This is a genomic window from Streptomyces aculeolatus, from assembly GCF_020400605.1.
Classification (GTDB): Bacteria; Actinomycetota; Actinomycetes; order Streptomycetales; family Streptomycetaceae; genus Streptomyces; species Streptomyces aculeolatus.
In genome coordinates this window covers 121,384-137,454 of sequence record NZ_JAINRD010000005.1, presented here as the reverse complement: position 1 = coordinate 137,454, position 16,071 = coordinate 121,384, and the positions used below count along the sequence as shown (strand labels likewise).

Sequence of the window (16,071 nt, the reverse complement as noted above, 5' to 3'; positions counted from 1 at the left end):
CCCTGGGGAGCCGACACCGCCTCACCACCCGAGCCAAGGAATCGCGAACGCCGTGTTCGATACGCTCTCCGACCGCCTAGCAGCGACCTTCAAGACCCTCCGTGGGAAAGGCCGGCTGTCCGAGGCGGACATCGACGCCACCGCGCGGGAGATCCGCGTCGCCCTGCTGGAGGCGGATGTCGCGCTGCCCGTCGTACGGGCCTTCATCAAGCAGGTCAAGGAGCGCGCGGCCGGCGCCGAGGTCTCCCAGGCGCTCAACCCCGCCCAGCAGGTCATCAAGATCGTCAACGAGGAGCTCGTCGGCATCCTCGGCGGCGAGACCCGCAGGCTCCGGTTCGCCAAGACCCCGCCGACCGTGATCATGCTCGCGGGCCTCCAGGGCGCGGGCAAGACGACCCTGGCCGGCAAGCTCGGCAAGTGGCTGGCGGGCCAGGGGCACACGCCCCTGCTCGTCGCCGCCGACCTCCAGCGCCCCAACGCCGTCAACCAGTTGCAGGTCGTCGGCGAGCGCGCGGCCGTCGCCGTCTTCGCCCCCGAGCCGGGCAACGGCGTCGGCGACCCGGTCCGGGTCGCGAAGGACTCGATCGCCCACGCCCGCGACAAGCAGTACGACGTGGTGATCGTCGACACCGCCGGCCGCCTCGGCGTCGACGCCGAGATGATGCAGCAGGCCGCCGACATCCGCGACGCGGTCGGCCCCGACGAGATCCTCTTCGTCGTCGACGCGATGATCGGCCAGGACGCCGTCAGCACGGCGGAGTCGTTCCGCGACGGCGTCGGCTTCGACGGCGTCGTGCTCTCCAAGCTCGACGGCGATGCCCGCGGCGGCGCCGCGCTGTCGATCGCGCAGGTCACCGGCAAGCAGATCATGTTCGCCTCCAACGGCGAGAAGCTGGACGACTTCGACGCGTTCCACCCGGACCGCATGGCGTCCCGCATCCTCGGCATGGGCGACATGCTGTCGCTGATCGAGAAGGCCGAGCAGACCTTCACCCAGCAAGAGGCCGAGAAGATGGCGGCCAAGCTGGCGAAGGGGCCGAAGGAGTTCACGCTCGACGACTTCCTGGCGCAGATGGAGCAGGTCCGCAAGATGGGCTCCATCTCCAAGCTGCTCGGCATGATGCCCGGCATGGGCCAGATGAAGGAGCAGATCAACAACCTCGACGAGCGGGACGTGGACCGCACCGCCGCGATCATCAAGTCGATGACGCCGGGCGAGCGCCACGACCCGATGATCATCAACGGCTCCCGCCGGGCCCGTATCGCGCGCGGCTCGGGCGTCGAGGTCAGCGCCGTGAAGAACCTGGTGGAGCGGTTCTTCGAGGCGCGCAAGATGATGTCGAAGATGGCCCAGGGCGGCGGCATGCCGGGGATGCCCGGCATGCCCGGGATGCCGGGCGCGGGCGGCGGCAAGCGCAAGGGCAAGCAGCAGAAGAAGGCCAAGGGGCGCCAGCGCAGCGGCAATCCGATGAAGCGCAAGGCCGACGAGCAGGCCGCGGCCGAGCGCCGGGCCGCGGGCAGCCCGTTCGGCGGCGGCGCCGAGCAGCCGCCGCAGGACTTCGAGCTGCCGGAGGAGTTCAAGAAGCTGCTGTGACGGCGGCGGCCGGCGGGCCGCGGGCGTCCTCGAAAACGAGTACCAGCGGCCCGCGGTGAGCCCTTACGATCTGCGCCATGGCAAAGGCACCCGTGCTCACTCCCCAGGCGGACGACTTCCCGCGCTGGTACCAGGACCTCATCGCCAAGGCCGAGCTGGCCGAGAACGGCCCGGTGCGCGGCACGATGGTCATCCGACCGTACGGGTACGGGCTGTGGGAGCGCACGCAGCGGGAGATGGACGACCGGATCAAGGCGGCGGGCGCGCAGAACGCGTACTTCCCACTCCTCATCCCGCAGTCCTACCTGGCCAGGGAGGCCGAGCACGTCGAGGGCTTCGCGCCCGAGCTGGCCGTCGTCACCCACGGCGGCGGCAAGGAGCTGGAGGAGCCGGTCGTCGTCCGGCCCACCTCCGAGACCATCGTCAACGACTACTTCGCCAAGTGGGTGCAGAGCTACCGCGACCTGCCGCTGCTCATCAACCAGTGGGCCAACGTGGTGCGCTGGGAGCTGCGCCCGCGGGTGTTCCTGCGGACGACGGAGTTCCTGTGGCAGGAGGGGCACACCGCCCACGCCACGTACGAGGAGGCCAGGGACTACGCGGCCCGTATCCAGCGCGAGGTCTACGCCGACTTCATGGTGAACGTGCTGGCGATCGACGTGCTCCCCGGGCGCAAGACCGCCGCCGAGCGGTTCGCCGGCGCCCTCAACACCCTCACGCTCGAAGCGATGATGCGCGATGGCAAAGCACTGCAGATGGGCACCAGCCACGAGCTGGGCCAGAACTTCGCGAAGGCCTTCGGCACGCAGTACCTGGCCGCGGACGGCACCCGCGAGCACGTCTGGCAGACCTCCTGGGGCTCCACGACCCGCATGGTCGGCGGCGTGATCATGGTGCACGGCGACGACGACGGGCTGCGCGTCCCGCCGCGGCTGGCGGCCGTGCAGGCCGTGGTGCTGGCCGTGAAGGGCGACGAGGCCGTGCTCGCCAAGGTGCGCGAGGCCGGCGACAGGCTGGCCGCCGCCGGGGTGCGGGTCAGGGTGGACGACCGCGTCGACGTCCCCTTCGGGCGGCGGGCCGTGGACTGGGAGCTGAAGGGCGTGCCCGTACGGATCGAGATCGGCCCGCGCGACCTGGCCGCCGGCACCGCGACGCTCGTCCGGCGCGTGCCCGGCACCAAGGAGCCGGTGGCGCTCGACGCCCTGCTCGACGAGCGGGCCGGCATGCTGCCGAAGATTCTCGAAGAGGATCAGGAACGGTTGCTCGCCGAGTCACGTCGAATGCGTGAGGAGCGGACGACGGACGTGCGTACGGTCGCGGAAGCGGCCGAGGCGGCGGTGGCCGGCGGCTGGGCCCGTATCCCGTGGGCGGACCTCGGCCCCGCGGGCGAGGCGCGGCTGGCGGAGCAGGCCGTGTCGGTGCGCTGCCTGATCGGGCCGGACGGGTCGGTGCCGGGAGCGGACGACGAGCCCGGTACGCTCGCCGTCGTCGCCCGGGCGTACTGACCGCCCGGGCGGGGGCCGCCCGACGAGTACGCGGCCGGGACGCACGGTGCGAAGGGCGCATGACGGTGCACAAGCGGTCACGTATAGCTTTGTTGTGACCTGATCAGTTAAACGGCAGACCTCCACAGATCAGCACAGGCGCCCCGGTCCCAACCGCATCATCGCGAACTGACGGGTAGGAGCAAATTATTTGGGATGCCGGGAATCGGAACACTGCCGGCCCTCCGCTCGTTAGTCCCGACGTGAGCACGACACCACTTGTACTTGCCGCGGAGCTGGCAGCCGCGTGGGCCGAGATTCAGCGGCACCACCCGGAGTTGCCGGACCTCGCCGCGCCGGAATCACTGATCGGGGAGTCCTCGTCCGCCTGCGGGGCGGAGCTGTCCTTCGAGCGACTCCTGCACGAAGCCGTACACGGCATTGCCGCAGCCCGCGGGGTCAGGGACACCTCCAGGGCCGGCCGTTACCACAACAGACGCTTCCTCTCCATCGCCGAGGAGCTGGGCCTCGACCACCCCGACGAGCCCCACCCCAGCAGCGGGTTCTCCCTCGTCACCCTCACCCCGGCGGCCAAGAAGCGCTATCGCGCGGCCGGCGAGCGCCTGCGCAAGGCGCTGCGGGCGCACGACGCGGCCACCGCCGCCGACAGCCCCCGCAGCTTCCGCGGTCCCGCGGCCCGGCACGGGTCGTCGGGCGGCGGCGTGCGGGTGAAGGCCGTGTGCGACTGCGGGCGGAACGTCCGCGTCGTGCCCTCGGTCCTGGCCCAGGCCCCGATCGTCTGCGGCGGCTGCGGCAAGCCGTTCCGCATCCCGGAGGCCGCTGCCGCGGCCTGACCCGGCCCGCCGGCTCCTGACCCCGATCCCCCGATCCCGCCCGGACACCGGCCGACCGCCGGCGGCGCCGGCCGGATCGCGGAGGCGGCCGCCTGAACGGCATGCGCCGCCCATACGGGTACGTCACCCCAGCCGCCCGACCGGCATGCCCGCACGGGCACCGGCGGGCGGTACGACGCGTGCGACCGCGCGGGCAGGGGCGTCGGGACCGTGTGGCACAATGGTGAGCTGAACTCGACAGCCGCACAGGAACCCTCTCTCCTCCGGCTGACGCGTCCATCGGGCGCCAGGGCTCTGCAACCCCACGCAGCACCTCGGTGGGCCCAATCACGTCAACTCCAGGAGACACCACTCCCGTGGCAGTCAAGATCAAGCTGAAGCGTCTGGGCAAGATCCGGTCGCCGCACTACCGCATCGTCGTCGCCGACTCGCGCACCCGCCGTGACGGCCGGGCCATCGAGGAGATCGGGCTGTACCACCCGGTCCAGAACCCCTCGCGCATCGAGGTCGACTCCGAGCGTGCGCAGTACTGGCTGGGGGTCGGCGCCCAGCCGACCGAGCCCGTGCTGGCCATCCTCAAGGTCACCGGCGACTGGCAGAAGTTCAAGGGCCTGCCGGCGCCCGAGCCGATGAAGGTCCCCGAGCCGAAGGCCGACAAGCGCGCCCTCTTCGAGGCCGCCGCCAAGGACGCCGCCGACGAGCCCAAGGGCGGCGCGGTGACCCCCAAGGCGAAGAAGGCCGACAAGGCTGAGAAGGCCGAGAAGAGCGACAAGGCCGACAAGGCTGACAAGGCCGAGAAGAAGGCCGACACCGAGCCCGCCGAGGCCCCGCCGGCCGAGGCCGCCGGGGCCTGACGATGCTCGAAGAAGCCCTTGAGCACCTGGTGAAGGGCATCGTCGACAACCCCGACGAGGTCGAGGTCAGTTCGCGCAACCTGCGCCGCGGGCGGGTGCTGGAGGTCCGGGTGCACCCCGAGGACCTCGGCAAGGTCATCGGCCGCAACGGCCGTACGGCCCGCTCCCTGCGCACCGTCGTCGGCGCGCTCGGCGGCCGGGGCATCCGCGTCGACCTCGTCGACGTGGACGAGGTCCGCTGACCCGCCGTCGCACCGACGGACGGAGCAGTCGTCACCGGCACGGGCCGGGGAGGCCGGCAGGCGCCCCGGCCCGTCGCCGTACCCGGGCGGCGGGGCGTCCCGTACGCCCGCGAGGCCCGGCGTGCGCCGGGTGACGGCCGACGACGTACGAAGAGGAAGGCACCCGTGCAACTCGTAGTCGCGCGGATCGGCCGCGCCCACGGGATCAAGGGCGAGGTCACCGTCGAGGTACGCACCGACGAGCCCGAGCGGCGGCTCGCCCCCGGCGCCGTCCTCACCACCGACCCGGCGGACGCCGGGCCGCTGACCATCGCCACCGGGCGGGTCCACAGCGGCCGGCTGCTGCTGCGCTTCGAGGGCGTTGCCGACCGCACCGCCGCCGAGGCCCTGCGCAACATCCTCCTCGTCGCCGACGTGGACCCCGAGGCGACCCCGGAGGACCCCGAGGAGTACTACGACCACCAACTCGCCGACCTCGACGTCGTCCTGCGCGACGGCACCCCCGTGGGGCGCGTCGCGGAGGTGGCCCACCTGCCGTACCAGGACCTGCTGGTCGTCGCCCGCCCCGACGGCGGCGAGGCGCTGATCCCGTTCGTCACCGAGATCGTGCCCGAGATCGACCTCGACGCGCAGCGCGTCGTCGTCGAGCCGCCGCCCGGGCTGCTCGACGTGACCGCCGGCGGCGGCCGGGACGGCGGCTCCGACGACGGGCGCGGGGACGGGCCCGAGGACCGCCGCGGGGGAGAGGGCCCCGCGTGAGGATCGACGTCGTCTCGATCTTCCCCGCGTACCTGGAGCCCCTGCGGCTCTCGCTTCTCGGTAAGGCCATCGACCGCGGCGTGCTCGACGTCCGCGTCCACGACCTGCGCGACTGGGCGTTCGACCGGCACAACACCGTGGACGACACCCCCTACGGCGGCGGTCCCGGCATGGTCATGAAGCCCGAGCCGTGGGGCGCCGCCCTCGACGCCGTCGCCGAATCCGGGCCGGGCGACCCCGTGCTCGTCGTCCCGACGCCCAGCGGCAGCCCCTTCACCCAGGAACTGGCCGTGGAACTGGCCGCCGAGCCCTGGCTGGTCTTCGCCCCCGCCCGCTACGAGGGCATCGACCGCCGCCTCGTCGAGGAGTACGCCGGCCGCTACCGCCTGCACGAGGTGTCCATCGGCGACTACGTCCTGGCCGGCGGCGAGGCCCCCGTCCTCGTCATCGCCGAAGCCGTCGTGCGGCTGCTGCCCGGCGTCCTCGGCAACGCGGCCTCCCACCAGGACGACTCCTTCGCCCCCGGCGCCATGGCCGACCTCCTCGAAGGCCCCGTCTACACCAAGCCGCCCGACTGGCGCGGCCGGCCCGTACCCGACGTCCTGCTCAGCGGCGACCACGGCCGCATCGCCCGCTGGCGCCGCGACGAGGCCCTGCGCCGCACCGCGGAGGTCCGCCCCGACCTGATCGAACGGGCCGCCCCGGGCGCGTACGACAAGCACGACAGGGCGCTGCTCGCCGGACTCGGCTGGACCGAGGGGCCCGACGGACGATTTTGGCGTACGGCCGGCGACGTGGAAGAATAGGCGGCTGCTGCCTGCCGTCCGACGCGGCGCCCCTGCCACAGGGGGACACGACGCCCGTACGACGCTGCAGCATCCTCGTCCCACTTCGGACTCTTGTCGATGACCTGTGGCATCGGCGAAGAAAGCAGACGGTCATGAACCTTCTCGAAAGCGTCGACGCAGCCTCCCTGCGCGACGACGTACCGCCCTTCCGGCCCGGTGACACGGTCAACGTGCACGTGCGCGTCATCGAGGGCAACCGCTCCCGTGTCCAGCAGTTCAAGGGTGTCGTCATCCGCCGGCAGGGCGCCGGGGTCCGCGAGTCCTTCACGGTCCGCAAGGTCAGCTTCGGCGTCGGCGTCGAGCGCACCTTCCCCGTGCACACCCCGGTCGTCGAGAAGATCGAGCTCGTGACCCGCGGCCAGGTGCGCCGCGCCAAGCTGTACTACCTGCGCGACCTCCGCGGCAAGGCCGCGAAGATCAAGGAGAAGCGCGAGAGCTGACGCGGCCGGTCCACGCGGGCGAACCGCCATATTAGGCTTCGCTGCGATGGACACTCAGCCGCGGCCCGAGGAGCGCGACGACTCCTCCTCCCCGGAGTCCGGGCAGGAGGAGAAGTCGCGCTCCTCTTTTGTCCGTCCGCTGCGCTGGGCCTTCGCCTTCGCGGCCGGCTGCACCGTCGTCGGGCTGCTCGTCAGCGCCTTCGTCGTCCAGCCGTTCCTGGTGCCGAGCAGTTCCATGGAGCCGGTTCTCCAGCCCGGTGACCGGGTATTGGTCAACAAGCTCGCTTACGCGTTCGGGGACGAACCGGAGCGCGGAGACGTTGTCGTCTTCGACGGCTCCGGAACCTTCGCCGCCGCGGGCGACGACGGGGGACCGGTGCCGGGCCTGCTGCGCAAGGCCGGCGCGGCCACCGGACTTGCGGAGCCCGACGGCACCGACTACGTCAAGCGCGTCATCGGTGTCGGCGGCGACCGGGTGGCCTGCTGCGACGCACGGGGGAGGGTGACGGTGAACGGAGAGCCGCTCGACGAGCGGGAGTACCTGTATCCGGGCGACGCCCCGTCGCTGGTCGAGTTCGACACCATCGTGCCGCCGGACCGGCTGTGGGTCATGGGCGACCACCGCAGCGACTCCCGCGACTCCCGCGACCACCTCGGGTCGCCGGGCGGCGGCACCGTCTCGGTGGACAAGGTGATCGGCAGGGCGGACTGGCGGGGGTGGCCGCCGGATCGCGTCGGCTCGCTGGGGCGGCCGGGATATGGGGGGTAGCCACGGGCGTCACGCGGGCGGCGGCGGTCAGGAGGACCGGCGCGGCACGGGAGGCGGGCGGGGGCGCCGCGATCCCCACGGCGGCGGCGGCGCGTACGGCACCGGTGGCGGGCAGGGAGGTCCGTACCCACGCGGAGGCGGCGAGGAGCCGTACGGACGCGGCGGCGGGGATCCGTATCGGCGCGGTGGTGCCGGTGAGGACCCGTACGGACGCGGCGGCGGCAGGGATCCGTACGCACGCGGCGGCAGCGGGGATCCCTACGCAGGCGGAGGCGGCGGGGAGGACCCGTACGGACCGGGCGGAGGGCGCGAGGGCGACCCGTACGGTCCCGGCGGCGGGGGCGACGACCCGTACGAGCCGGGAGACGGCGGCGAGCCGGAAGGCACCCGCAGGCGGGGCGGCGAGCCGCCGCCGCGCACTGGCGGGCGCGCGGAGCGCCGCAAGGCGGCCAAGCGGGCGCGGCGGCGCAGAACCCGGTCGCGGATAAAGGAGATCCCGCTCATCATCGGCGCGGCCATGCTCATCGCGCTGGGCGTCAAGACCTTCCTGCTGCAGGCGTTCGTCATCCCCTCCGGATCCATGGAGCAGACGATCCGGATCGGCGACCGCGTCGTCGTGGACAAGCTCACGCCCTGGTTCGGAGCGAAGCCGGAGCGCGGCGACATCGTCGTCTTCAAGGACCCCGGCGGCTGGCTCAGCAACCGCGAGGAGGACCGCCTCGACGACCCGGTGGGCATCGCCCAGGCCAAGGACGTGCTGACGTTCATCGGGCTGCTGCCCTCGGAGCACGAGCAGGATCTGATCAAACGGGCCGTGGCGGTCGGCGGCGACCGGGTCGTCTGCTGCGACGACTCGGGGCGGGTCACGGTCAACGGCACCGCACTGGTGGAGCCCTACCTGAACCCCGGCGACAAGCCGTCGAAGGCGACCTTCGACGTCACCGTGCCGGACGGCCGGATCTTCGTCATGGGCGACCACCGCTCCAACTCCGCCGACTCGCGCTACCACCTGGACGGTCCGTACCAGGGCACGATCTCCGAGGACGACGTCGTCGGCAGGGCGATGGCCATCGCCTGGCCGCTCGACCACTGGAACAAATTCGACTCACCGGACACCTATGCCTCGGTTCCGGACCCGGACGAGCAGGCGAATAAGGTGTCCTCGAAAGAAGTGGGCCGAATGGAGCCCCTCCCGACTCCTGCGGAACTCTCGCTCGTTATGGGAGTGGTGGGCCTGCACCTGACCCGGGGCAGGCAGCGGCAAGGTGAGGAGTGGATGTGGGGGACGTGGCAGTCAGCGCCCGGTCCGGTCACGAAGGTCCCGAGGACCGGCCCGGTCAGGGGCGGGCGCAGCAGCCGGCTGCGGGCCCTCCTGGCGGCCCTCCGGAGCAGGCGGCCGACGGCCCGACGGCGGACACCCCCGGGGACGACGCCCACCGACCCTCACTCGCCAAGGGCGACGTCCGGCAGGACGCGGCGCCCGGTGCTCCCGACGGCCCTGCGGCGACGGAAGCGGGAGCGATGAGCGACGGCGGCGGGGACGGCACGGACGGCGGCAGCACGGGGAGCGGCGGGGACGACGACGGCGCGGGCACGGCAGACGCGGGTGCGAAGAAGCAGCGCTCCTTCTGGAAGGAGCTGCCGATCCTCATCCTGGTCGCGCTGGTCCTCGCGCTGATCATCAAGACCTTCCTGGTGCAGGCGTTCTCCATCCCCTCCAACTCCATGCAGAACACCCTGCAGGTCGGCGACCGCGTGCTGGTGGACAAGCTCACGCCGTGGTTCGGCGCCGAGCCGGAGCGCGGCGAGGTCGTCGTCTTCCACGACCCGGGCGGCTGGCTGAACGAGGCGCCGCCGTCCGACTCCGGGCCCGTACTCGAAGGCATCCAGAAGGGCTTGAGCTTCATCGGCCTCATGCCCTCGGCGGAGGAGCAGGACCTCATCAAGCGCGTCATCGCCGTCGGCGGGGACACCGTGGAGTGCAAGGGCGTCGGCCCGGTGAAGGTCAACGGCAAGGCGCTGGACGAGACTTCGTACATCTTCCCCGGTGACACCCCCTGCGAGGACAACGACTTCGGGCCGGTGAAGGTGCCCGAGGGCAAGCTGTGGGTGATGGGCGACCACCGGCAGGACTCGCTCGACTCCCGCTACCACGAGAAGTCGCCGGACAAGGGCTTCGTCGACGAGGACCTGGTCGTCGGCCGGGCCATCGCGCGGGCCTGGCCGATCGACCGCTGGGGCACGCTGCCGGTGCCGGGCACCTTCGACCAGCCCGGGCTGAACGCCGCCGCGGGCGCGGCGCCCGCGGCCCTGGGGCTGGTGGGCGCGGTGCCGCTGGTGCTCTGGCGGCGGCGCCGGCTGATCCGCAAGGCGGACCTGAACGACTGAGGCCGGCCGGGCGCCAGTCCCCGGCCGGGGCGGGTGCCTGCCCCTGGCCGGGGCGGGCGCGGCAGAGCGGCGCCGGGCGGTCTGGGCCCAGAGGGCCGTCCGGGTGACGTGATCGTCGGGCGCCGGCGGCCTCCAGCGCGTACGCGATCGGCCTGACCTGCGGTTCTGCGGGCCCGGGGCGGTTCTGCGGCGGGGGCCGGCGTCGCCGGCCGCGGTGGTTCACCGAGCGGGCTGACTGCCTGGCGGGCCTCTGGGTAGTGTGCGGCCATGAGCAGCGGAGCCGGTCGCAAGGGGAACGTGCTGTCGGGCCTGGCCGTGGCGGCCGGGTGCGTGCTGTTCCTCGGCGGCTTTGTCTGGGGAGCCGTGGCGTACGTGCCGTACACCGTGCCGACGTCCTCCATGGCGCCCACCGTCGCCTCCGGCGACCGGGTGCTGGCCGAGCGGATCTCGGGCGACGAGGTGCGCCGCGGCGACGTCGTGGTCTTCGAGGACACGGCGTGGGGCGACCTGCCGATGGTCAAGCGGGTCGTCGCGGTCGGCGGGGACACCGTCGGCTGCTGCGACGGGCAGGGGCGGCTGACGATCGACGGCACGCCGGTGGCGGAGCCGTACGTCACGGAGGGTGAGCGGGCGGCGCAGGAGGACTTCCCCGCGACCACCGTGCCGGAGGGGATGATCTTCCTCCTCGGCGACCACCGCGGCGACTCCGTCGACTCCCGCAACCACCTGGCCGAATCGGGCGGCGGAGCCATACCCCGCGACGCCGTCAAGGGCCGGGTCGACGCGACGGCGTGGCCCCTGGGCAGTGCGGGCATGCTGGAGCGCCCGGACGGCTTCGCGGCGCTTCCCGGCGGGCTCTCCGGGCCCGGGCCGCTGCGGATGCTGGTGTTCGCAGTGGTCGCCGGGGCGGCGCTGATCCTGGGCGGGGCCGCCTACGGGCCGGTTTCCGGCTATGCCCGGGCCCGTCGCGCCCGGGAGACGCACAATGGGGTCACGCACAGGCGGAAGGGGAACGTGCCATGAGCGCCGAGGACCTCGAGAAGTACGAGACCGAGATGGAGCTGAAGCTCTACCGGGAGTACCGCGACGTCGTCGGTCTGTTCAAATACGTGATCGAGACCGAGCGGCGTTTCTACCTCACCAACGACTACGAGATGCAGGTCCACTCGGTCCAGGGCGAGGTGTTCTTCGAGGTGTCCATGGCGGACGCCTGGGTCTGGGACATGTACCGGCCGGCCCGCTTCGTCAAGCAGGTGCGGGTGCTCACGTTCAAGGATGTGAACATCGAGGAGCTGAGCAAGTCCGACCTGGAGCTGCCCTCCGACGACCTCGGCTGAGTTCCCCGCCTCCCTCACCCTCATGGGTGAGGGAGTTGTCCACAACCCGCCGGTTATCCACCAAGATCAACAACTTTCTCCGCGGCGCGCCACAGTCGGACGCGGAGGTGGTGCGACATGCCGAAGCAGCGGCAGGCGCTCGGACAGTACGGGGAACGGATCGCGGAGCGGCGGCTCGCCGAGGCGGGCATGACCGTCCTGGCGCGGAACTGGAGATGCGGCACCGACGGCGAGATCGACATCGTCGCGCTCGACGGCGAAGCCCTCGTCGTCTGCGAGGTCAAGACCAGACGGGCAGGCGGCTGGGAGCATCCGATGGCCGGCGTCCCGCCGGCCAAGGCCGACCGGCTGCGGCGGCTCGCCGAAGCCTGGGTCCTGCGGCACGGCGGCCCCCCGCCGGGCGGCGTGCGGATCGACGTCGTCGGCGTGGTGCTGCCGGAGCGCGGCGCCCCCGTCGTCGAGCACGTACGGGGGGCCGCCTGATGGCCTTCGCCCGTACGTGCTCGGTCGCCCTCGTCGGCGTGGAGGGCGTCGTCGTCGAGATCCAGGCCGACCTGGAGCCCGGCGTCGCCACGTTCACGCTGGTCGGGCTCCCCGACAAGAGCCTCACGGAAAGCCGCGACCGCGTACGCGCCGCCGTCGTCAACTCCGGCGTCGACTGGCCGCAGAAGAAGCTCACCGTCGGCCTCAGCCCCGCCGCCGTCCCCAAGTCGGGCAGCGGCTTCGACCTCGGCATCGCCTGCGCCACCCTCGGCGCCGCCGGACGCATCGCGCCCGACGCGCTCACCGGGCTCGTCATGGTCGGCGAGCTGAGCCTCGACGGCCGCGTCCGGCCCGTGCCCGGCGTACTGCCCGCCGTGCTCGCCGCGGCGGACGCCGGCTGCCGCCAGGTCGTCGTCCCCGAAGCCGCCGCGGGCGAGGCCGCCCTCGTGCCCGACGTCTCCGTCCTCGGCGTCCGCAGCCTGCGCCAGCTCATCGCCGTCCTCAACGACGAACCGCCCCCCGACGAACCCGCCGACCCCGACACCGCACCGGCCGTCCCGTCGCCCCGCCTCGCCGTCCCCGGAGCCGGCTGGTGCACCCCGGCGGCCTGCGGCCCCGGCGCGTACCGGCCGGACCTCGCCGACGTCGCCGGACAGCACCGGGCGCGCTTCGCCCTCGAAGTCGCCGCCGCGGGCGGCCACCACCTCTACCTGAAAGGACCGCCGGGAGCAGGAAAGACGATGCTCGCCGAACGGCTGCCCGGACTCCTGCCGCCGCTCACCGAGACCGAAGCGCTCGAAGTCACCGCCATCCACTCGGTGGCCGGCACCCTGCCCGCGGGCCAACCCCTCGTCGGCGAAGCCCCCTACGCCGCCCCGCACCACTCCGCGACCCTGCCCGCCCTCATCGGCGGCGGCAACGCCCTGCCCAAGCCGGGAGCCGTCTCCCTCGCACACAGAGGCGTACTTTTTCTGGACGAAGCACCAGAATTCAGCGGCCGGATCCTCGACGCCCTCAGACAGCCGCTCGAATCCGGACACGTCGTCGTGGCCAGATCGGCGGGCGTCGTGCAGTTCCCCGCCCGCTTCCTCATGGTCCTCGCCGCCAACCCCTGCCCCTGCGGCCGCTTCGCCCGGCAGGAAGGCGGCTGCGAATGCGCCCCCATGGCCATCCGGCGCTACCAGGGCCGCCTCACCGGACCGCTCCTCGACCGCGTCGACCTCCGCGTCGCCGTGGACGCCGTCAGCCGCGCCGAGCTCTCGGCCGCCGGCGTACGCGCCGAGCCCACCGCCGACGCCGCCGCGCGGGTCCGGGCCGCCCGCGACCGCGCCGCCGCGCGCTACGCGGACACCGCCTGGCGCACCAACGGCGAAGTCCCCGGACACGAGCTGCGCCGCCGCTGGCACCCCGCGCCCGGCGTCCTCGCCCCCGCCGAGCGCGACCTGGAACGCGGCCTGCTCACCGCCCGCGGCCTCGACCGCGTGCTGCGCGTCGCCTGGACCATCGCCGACCTCGCGGGCCATGACCGCCCGGGGCCGGAGGACGTGGCGGCCGCCCTGGAACTCCGCACGGGAGTGCCCCGCGGCGCCCGCGCCCCGGCGACGATGGAGACCGTGGAATGAACACGACCCACAAGCCCCCGTGGAAGCCGCGGAGCGGCCTGCCGGACGGGCCGCGGAGCGCGGCGGCCACAGCACCGCAGCCGGACCCGCCGTCCGGTGCCGTCCCCGGGGACGGCGACGCGGAGCGGCTGGCGCGGGCGGCCCTGACGCGGCTGGTCGAGCCGGGGGACGAGGCCGCCGGCCGGTGGCTGCGTACGCACGGGGCCGTGACGCTGCTGCGCTGGGTGACCGGCGACACCCCGCCGCCGTCCCCGGAGGCCGAAGCCCGGCTCGTCCGGTACCGGCGCCGGCTCGGCGGGCCCGACGCCCGGCAGGACCTCGCCGCCGCCGAGGCCGCCGGAGCACGGTTCGTCTGCCCCGGCGACGCCGAATGGCCCCGGCAGCTCGACGACCTCGCCGCCGCCCGCCCGATCGGCCTCTGGGTCCGCGGCCGCGCCGACCTGCGGCTGTGGGCGCTGCAGTCCGTGGCCGTCGTCGGCGCCCGCGCCTGCACCGAATACGGCGCGCACGTCGCCGGGACCCTCGCCGGCGGCCTCGCCCACGCCGGATGGGCCGTCGTCTCCGGCGCCGCCTACGGCATCGACGCCGCCGCACACCGCGGCGCGCTCGCCGCCACCGGAGCCACCGTCAGCGTGCTGGCCTGCGGCGTCGACCGGGTCTACCCGCCCGGCCACGCCGAACTCCTCGGCCGCGTCGCCGAGCAGGGCCTGATCGTCGCCGAACTCGCCCCCGGCGACCACCCCACCCGGTCGCGGTTCCTCCTGCGCAACCGCGTCATGGCCGCACTCACCCGCGGCACCGTCGTCGTCGAAGCCGAGCGCCGCAGCGGCTCCCTCGTCACCGCCCGCTGGGCACAGCGCCTCGGCCGCCCGACGATGGGCGTACCCGGTCCGGTCACGTCAGGGCTGTCCGCAGGAGTGCACGAGCTGCTGCGCGGCGAGGCGGAGCTCGTCACGGAGGCCGCCGAAGTCGTCGAGCTGGTCGGCCGCATCGGCGCCGACCTCGCCCCGGCCCGCCGCGGCCCCGTCGTACCACGCGATCTGCTCCCACCCGCCACCGCACGCGTGCTCGAAGCACTCCCCGGGAGAGGGACGCTGCGGCCGGAACAGATCGCACAAGCAGCGGGCACGGAGCGCGACGAAGCCTTGGGCAGGCTTCATGAGCTGCAGTCCCTCGGCTTCGTCGCCCGCGACGGCACCGGCTGGCGCCTGGCCCCGCGCTCCAGTGAGCACCCCAAAAGGTGACGAGCCGTTCCTTGACCTGGGACGTTCGGGTGAAAGGGTGGGGGAGATGCAAACCGACCCCCACCCGGTGCCGCAGCAGCCGTCCCCCCGCTGTGACCTCCCGATAACCCGCAGGGGCGGCGCGCGGAACGGATCTGCGTACTCATGAAGAGCCGTCAGTCGCAGAATGCGACCGTACGGTCACGCTACGCTCGCGGAACGTTCCCTCATCCCCCACCGCTCCACCCTCCCCGCCCCGCTCCCTCCCCACACCCCTCGCATCCCCCGAGCCCCACCCGAACCCAGTCCCCCACCAGAACGGTTCAAGGCGACGACGCATGCCCCAGCACATCTCCGGGTCCGACCGCGCCGTATCACGCACAGCGCCCTCCTCGGTGGACGAGCTGTGGCGGTCGTACAAGGAGACGCGTGACGGCCGGCTGCGCGAGCAGCTCATCCTGCACTACTCACCCCTGGTGAAGTACGTCGCCGGGCGCGTCAGCGTCGGCCTGCCCGCCAACGTGGAACAGGCCGACTTCGTCTCCTCCGGAGTCTTCGGACTCATCGACGCCATCGAGAAGTTCGACCCCGAGCGCGCCATCAAGTTCGAGACGTACGCCATCACCCGCATCCGCGGCGCGATGATCGACGAACTCCGCGCGCTCGACTGGATCCCCCGCTCCGTACGGCAGAAGGCCCGCGCCGTCGAACGCGCCTACGCCACCCTCGAAGCCGCCCTCCGCCGCACCCCCTCCGAGGCCGAGGTCGCCGACGAGATGGGCATCCAGCTGGAAGAACTCCACGGGGTCTTCAGCCAGCTCTCCCTGGCCAACGTCGTCGCCCTCGAAGAACTGCTGCACGTCAGCTCCGACAACGGCGACCGCCTCAGCCTCATGGACACCCTCGAGGACACCGCCGCCGACAACCCCGTCGAGGTCGCCGAGGACCGCGAGCTGCGCCGGCTGCTCGCCCGCGCCGTGAACACCCTGCCCGACCGCGAGAAGACCGTCGTCACCCTCTACTACTACGAGGGCCTCACACTCGCCGAGATCGGCCAGGTCCTCGGCGTCACCGAGAGCAGGGTCAGCCAGATCCACACCAAGTCCGTCCTGCAGTTGCGCGCGAAGCTGGCCGACTCCAGCGGCTGAACGACATCCGCGGTCTAAAGTTGGAC

Annotated in this window: 16 protein-coding genes and 1 pseudogene; all 17 read left to right on the top strand. The window is 72.9% G+C overall.

Annotated elements, in window-relative coordinates; genetic code table 11:
• Window positions 1-52: 52 nt before the first annotated feature.
• The 17 genes and pseudogenes from ffh to whiG all read left to right on the top strand — a co-directional run bounded on the left by ffh (window position 53) and on the right by whiG (window position 16,045).
• Window positions 53-1,594 carry a signal recognition particle protein gene (ffh, locus tag LG396_RS11310; protein ID WP_225794644.1) on the top strand — a complete coding sequence of 514 codons (1,542 nt, stop codon included), beginning with the start codon at window positions 53-55 and terminating at the stop codon, window positions 1,592-1,594.
• A gap of 77 nt (window positions 1,595-1,671) precedes the next feature.
• Window positions 1,672-3,099, top strand: coding sequence for a proline--tRNA ligase (gene proS, locus LG396_RS11305; RefSeq protein WP_225794643.1), 1,428 nt, complete (start codon window positions 1,672-1,674; stop codon window positions 3,097-3,099).
• Window positions 3,100-3,341: 242 nt separating this feature from the next.
• Window positions 3,342-3,932, top strand: a complete 591-nt coding sequence (locus LG396_RS11300; RefSeq protein WP_018839629.1) for a hypothetical protein — start codon at window positions 3,342-3,344, stop codon at window positions 3,930-3,932.
• A 356-nt stretch (window positions 3,933-4,288) separates the two neighbouring features.
• Complete coding sequence (gene rpsP, locus LG396_RS11295; RefSeq protein ID WP_018851027.1) at window positions 4,289-4,786, top strand: 30S ribosomal protein S16; 498 nt, start codon at window positions 4,289-4,291, stop codon at window positions 4,784-4,786.
• Between the two features lie 2 nt (window positions 4,787-4,788).
• Window positions 4,789-5,028 (top strand): RNA-binding protein, encoded by a 240-nt coding sequence (locus LG396_RS11290; protein ID WP_018839627.1) that lies wholly within the window; start codon window positions 4,789-4,791, stop codon window positions 5,026-5,028.
• A 165-nt stretch (window positions 5,029-5,193) separates the two neighbouring features.
• The gene (gene rimM / locus LG396_RS11285; RefSeq protein ID WP_130457296.1) at window positions 5,194-5,787 is read left to right on the top strand and encodes a ribosome maturation factor RimM; all 594 of its coding nucleotides are present in this window, start codon (window positions 5,194-5,196) and stop codon (window positions 5,785-5,787) included.
• Window positions 5,784-6,593: a tRNA (guanosine(37)-N1)-methyltransferase TrmD gene (gene trmD, locus LG396_RS11280; protein ID WP_018851025.1), complete on the top strand. Its 810-nt coding sequence runs from the start codon at window positions 5,784-5,786 to the stop codon at window positions 6,591-6,593. Before rimM ends, trmD begins: the two co-directional genes overlap by 4 nt.
• A gap of 134 nt (window positions 6,594-6,727) precedes the next feature.
• Entirely contained in the window at window positions 6,728-7,075 is a 348-nt protein-coding gene (rplS, locus tag LG396_RS11275) for a 50S ribosomal protein L19 (protein ID WP_018839624.1), read from the top strand.
• Between the two features lie 46 nt (window positions 7,076-7,121).
• On the top strand, window positions 7,122-7,844 hold the full coding sequence (gene lepB / locus LG396_RS11270; protein WP_225794642.1) for a signal peptidase I: 723 nt from the start codon (window positions 7,122-7,124) through the stop codon (window positions 7,842-7,844).
• A 304-nt stretch (window positions 7,845-8,148) separates the two neighbouring features.
• A pseudogene (gene lepB, locus LG396_RS11265) lies at window positions 8,149-9,184 on the top strand (signal peptidase I); the annotation flags it as partial.
• The gene (gene lepB / locus LG396_RS11260; RefSeq protein ID WP_372483488.1) at window positions 9,123-10,232 is read left to right on the top strand and encodes a signal peptidase I; all 1,110 of its coding nucleotides are present in this window, start codon (window positions 9,123-9,125) and stop codon (window positions 10,230-10,232) included. The pseudogene lepB (LG396_RS11265) and the gene lepB (LG396_RS11260), both read left to right, overlap by 62 nt.
• A 267-nt stretch (window positions 10,233-10,499) precedes the next feature.
• Window positions 10,500-11,255, top strand: coding sequence for a signal peptidase I (gene lepB / locus LG396_RS11255; protein ID WP_225794641.1), 756 nt, complete (start codon window positions 10,500-10,502; stop codon window positions 11,253-11,255).
• Window positions 11,252-11,569: a DUF2469 domain-containing protein gene (locus tag LG396_RS11250; protein ID WP_018839619.1), complete on the top strand. Its 318-nt coding sequence runs from the start codon at window positions 11,252-11,254 to the stop codon at window positions 11,567-11,569. Before lepB (LG396_RS11255) ends, LG396_RS11250 begins: the two co-directional genes overlap by 4 nt.
• Window positions 11,570-11,686: 117 nt before the next feature.
• Window positions 11,687-12,052 carry a YraN family protein gene (locus LG396_RS11245; RefSeq protein ID WP_018851024.1) on the top strand — a complete coding sequence of 122 codons (366 nt, stop codon included), beginning with the start codon at window positions 11,687-11,689 and terminating at the stop codon, window positions 12,050-12,052.
• Complete coding sequence (locus LG396_RS11240; RefSeq protein WP_225794640.1) at window positions 12,052-13,674, top strand: YifB family Mg chelatase-like AAA ATPase; 1,623 nt, start codon at window positions 12,052-12,054, stop codon at window positions 13,672-13,674. The genes LG396_RS11245 and LG396_RS11240 overlap by 1 nt, the downstream gene beginning before the upstream one ends.
• On the top strand, window positions 13,671-14,918 hold the full coding sequence (gene dprA / locus LG396_RS11235) for a DNA-processing protein DprA (RefSeq protein ID WP_225794639.1): 1,248 nt from the start codon (window positions 13,671-13,673) through the stop codon (window positions 14,916-14,918). Before LG396_RS11240 ends, dprA begins: the two co-directional genes overlap by 4 nt.
• A gap of 317 nt (window positions 14,919-15,235) precedes the next feature.
• Window positions 15,236-16,045 carry an RNA polymerase sigma factor WhiG gene (whiG, locus tag LG396_RS11230; protein WP_018839615.1) on the top strand — a complete coding sequence of 270 codons (810 nt, stop codon included), beginning with the start codon at window positions 15,236-15,238 and terminating at the stop codon, window positions 16,043-16,045.
• Window positions 16,046-16,071: the final 26 nt, after the last annotated feature.

Coding starts and splice junctions, on each gene's coding strand:
- dprA (WP_225794639.1), top strand. CDS start 13,671: ATGAACACGACCCACAAGCCCCCGTGGAAGCCGCGGAGCGGCCTGCCG.
- proS (WP_225794643.1), top strand. CDS start 1,672: ATGGCAAAGGCACCCGTGCTCACTCCCCAGGCGGACGACTTCCCGCGC.
- rplS (WP_018839624.1), top strand. CDS start 6,728: ATGAACCTTCTCGAAAGCGTCGACGCAGCCTCCCTGCGCGACGACGTA.
- lepB (WP_225794641.1), top strand. CDS start 10,500: ATGAGCAGCGGAGCCGGTCGCAAGGGGAACGTGCTGTCGGGCCTGGCC.
- LG396_RS11250 (WP_018839619.1), top strand. CDS start 11,252: ATGAGCGCCGAGGACCTCGAGAAGTACGAGACCGAGATGGAGCTGAAG.
- whiG (WP_018839615.1), top strand. CDS start 15,236: ATGCCCCAGCACATCTCCGGGTCCGACCGCGCCGTATCACGCACAGCG.
- lepB (WP_225794642.1), top strand. CDS start 7,122: ATGGACACTCAGCCGCGGCCCGAGGAGCGCGACGACTCCTCCTCCCCG.
- LG396_RS11290 (WP_018839627.1), top strand. CDS start 4,789: ATGCTCGAAGAAGCCCTTGAGCACCTGGTGAAGGGCATCGTCGACAAC.
- LG396_RS11245 (WP_018851024.1), top strand. CDS start 11,687: ATGCCGAAGCAGCGGCAGGCGCTCGGACAGTACGGGGAACGGATCGCG.
- LG396_RS11240 (WP_225794640.1), top strand. CDS start 12,052: ATGGCCTTCGCCCGTACGTGCTCGGTCGCCCTCGTCGGCGTGGAGGGC.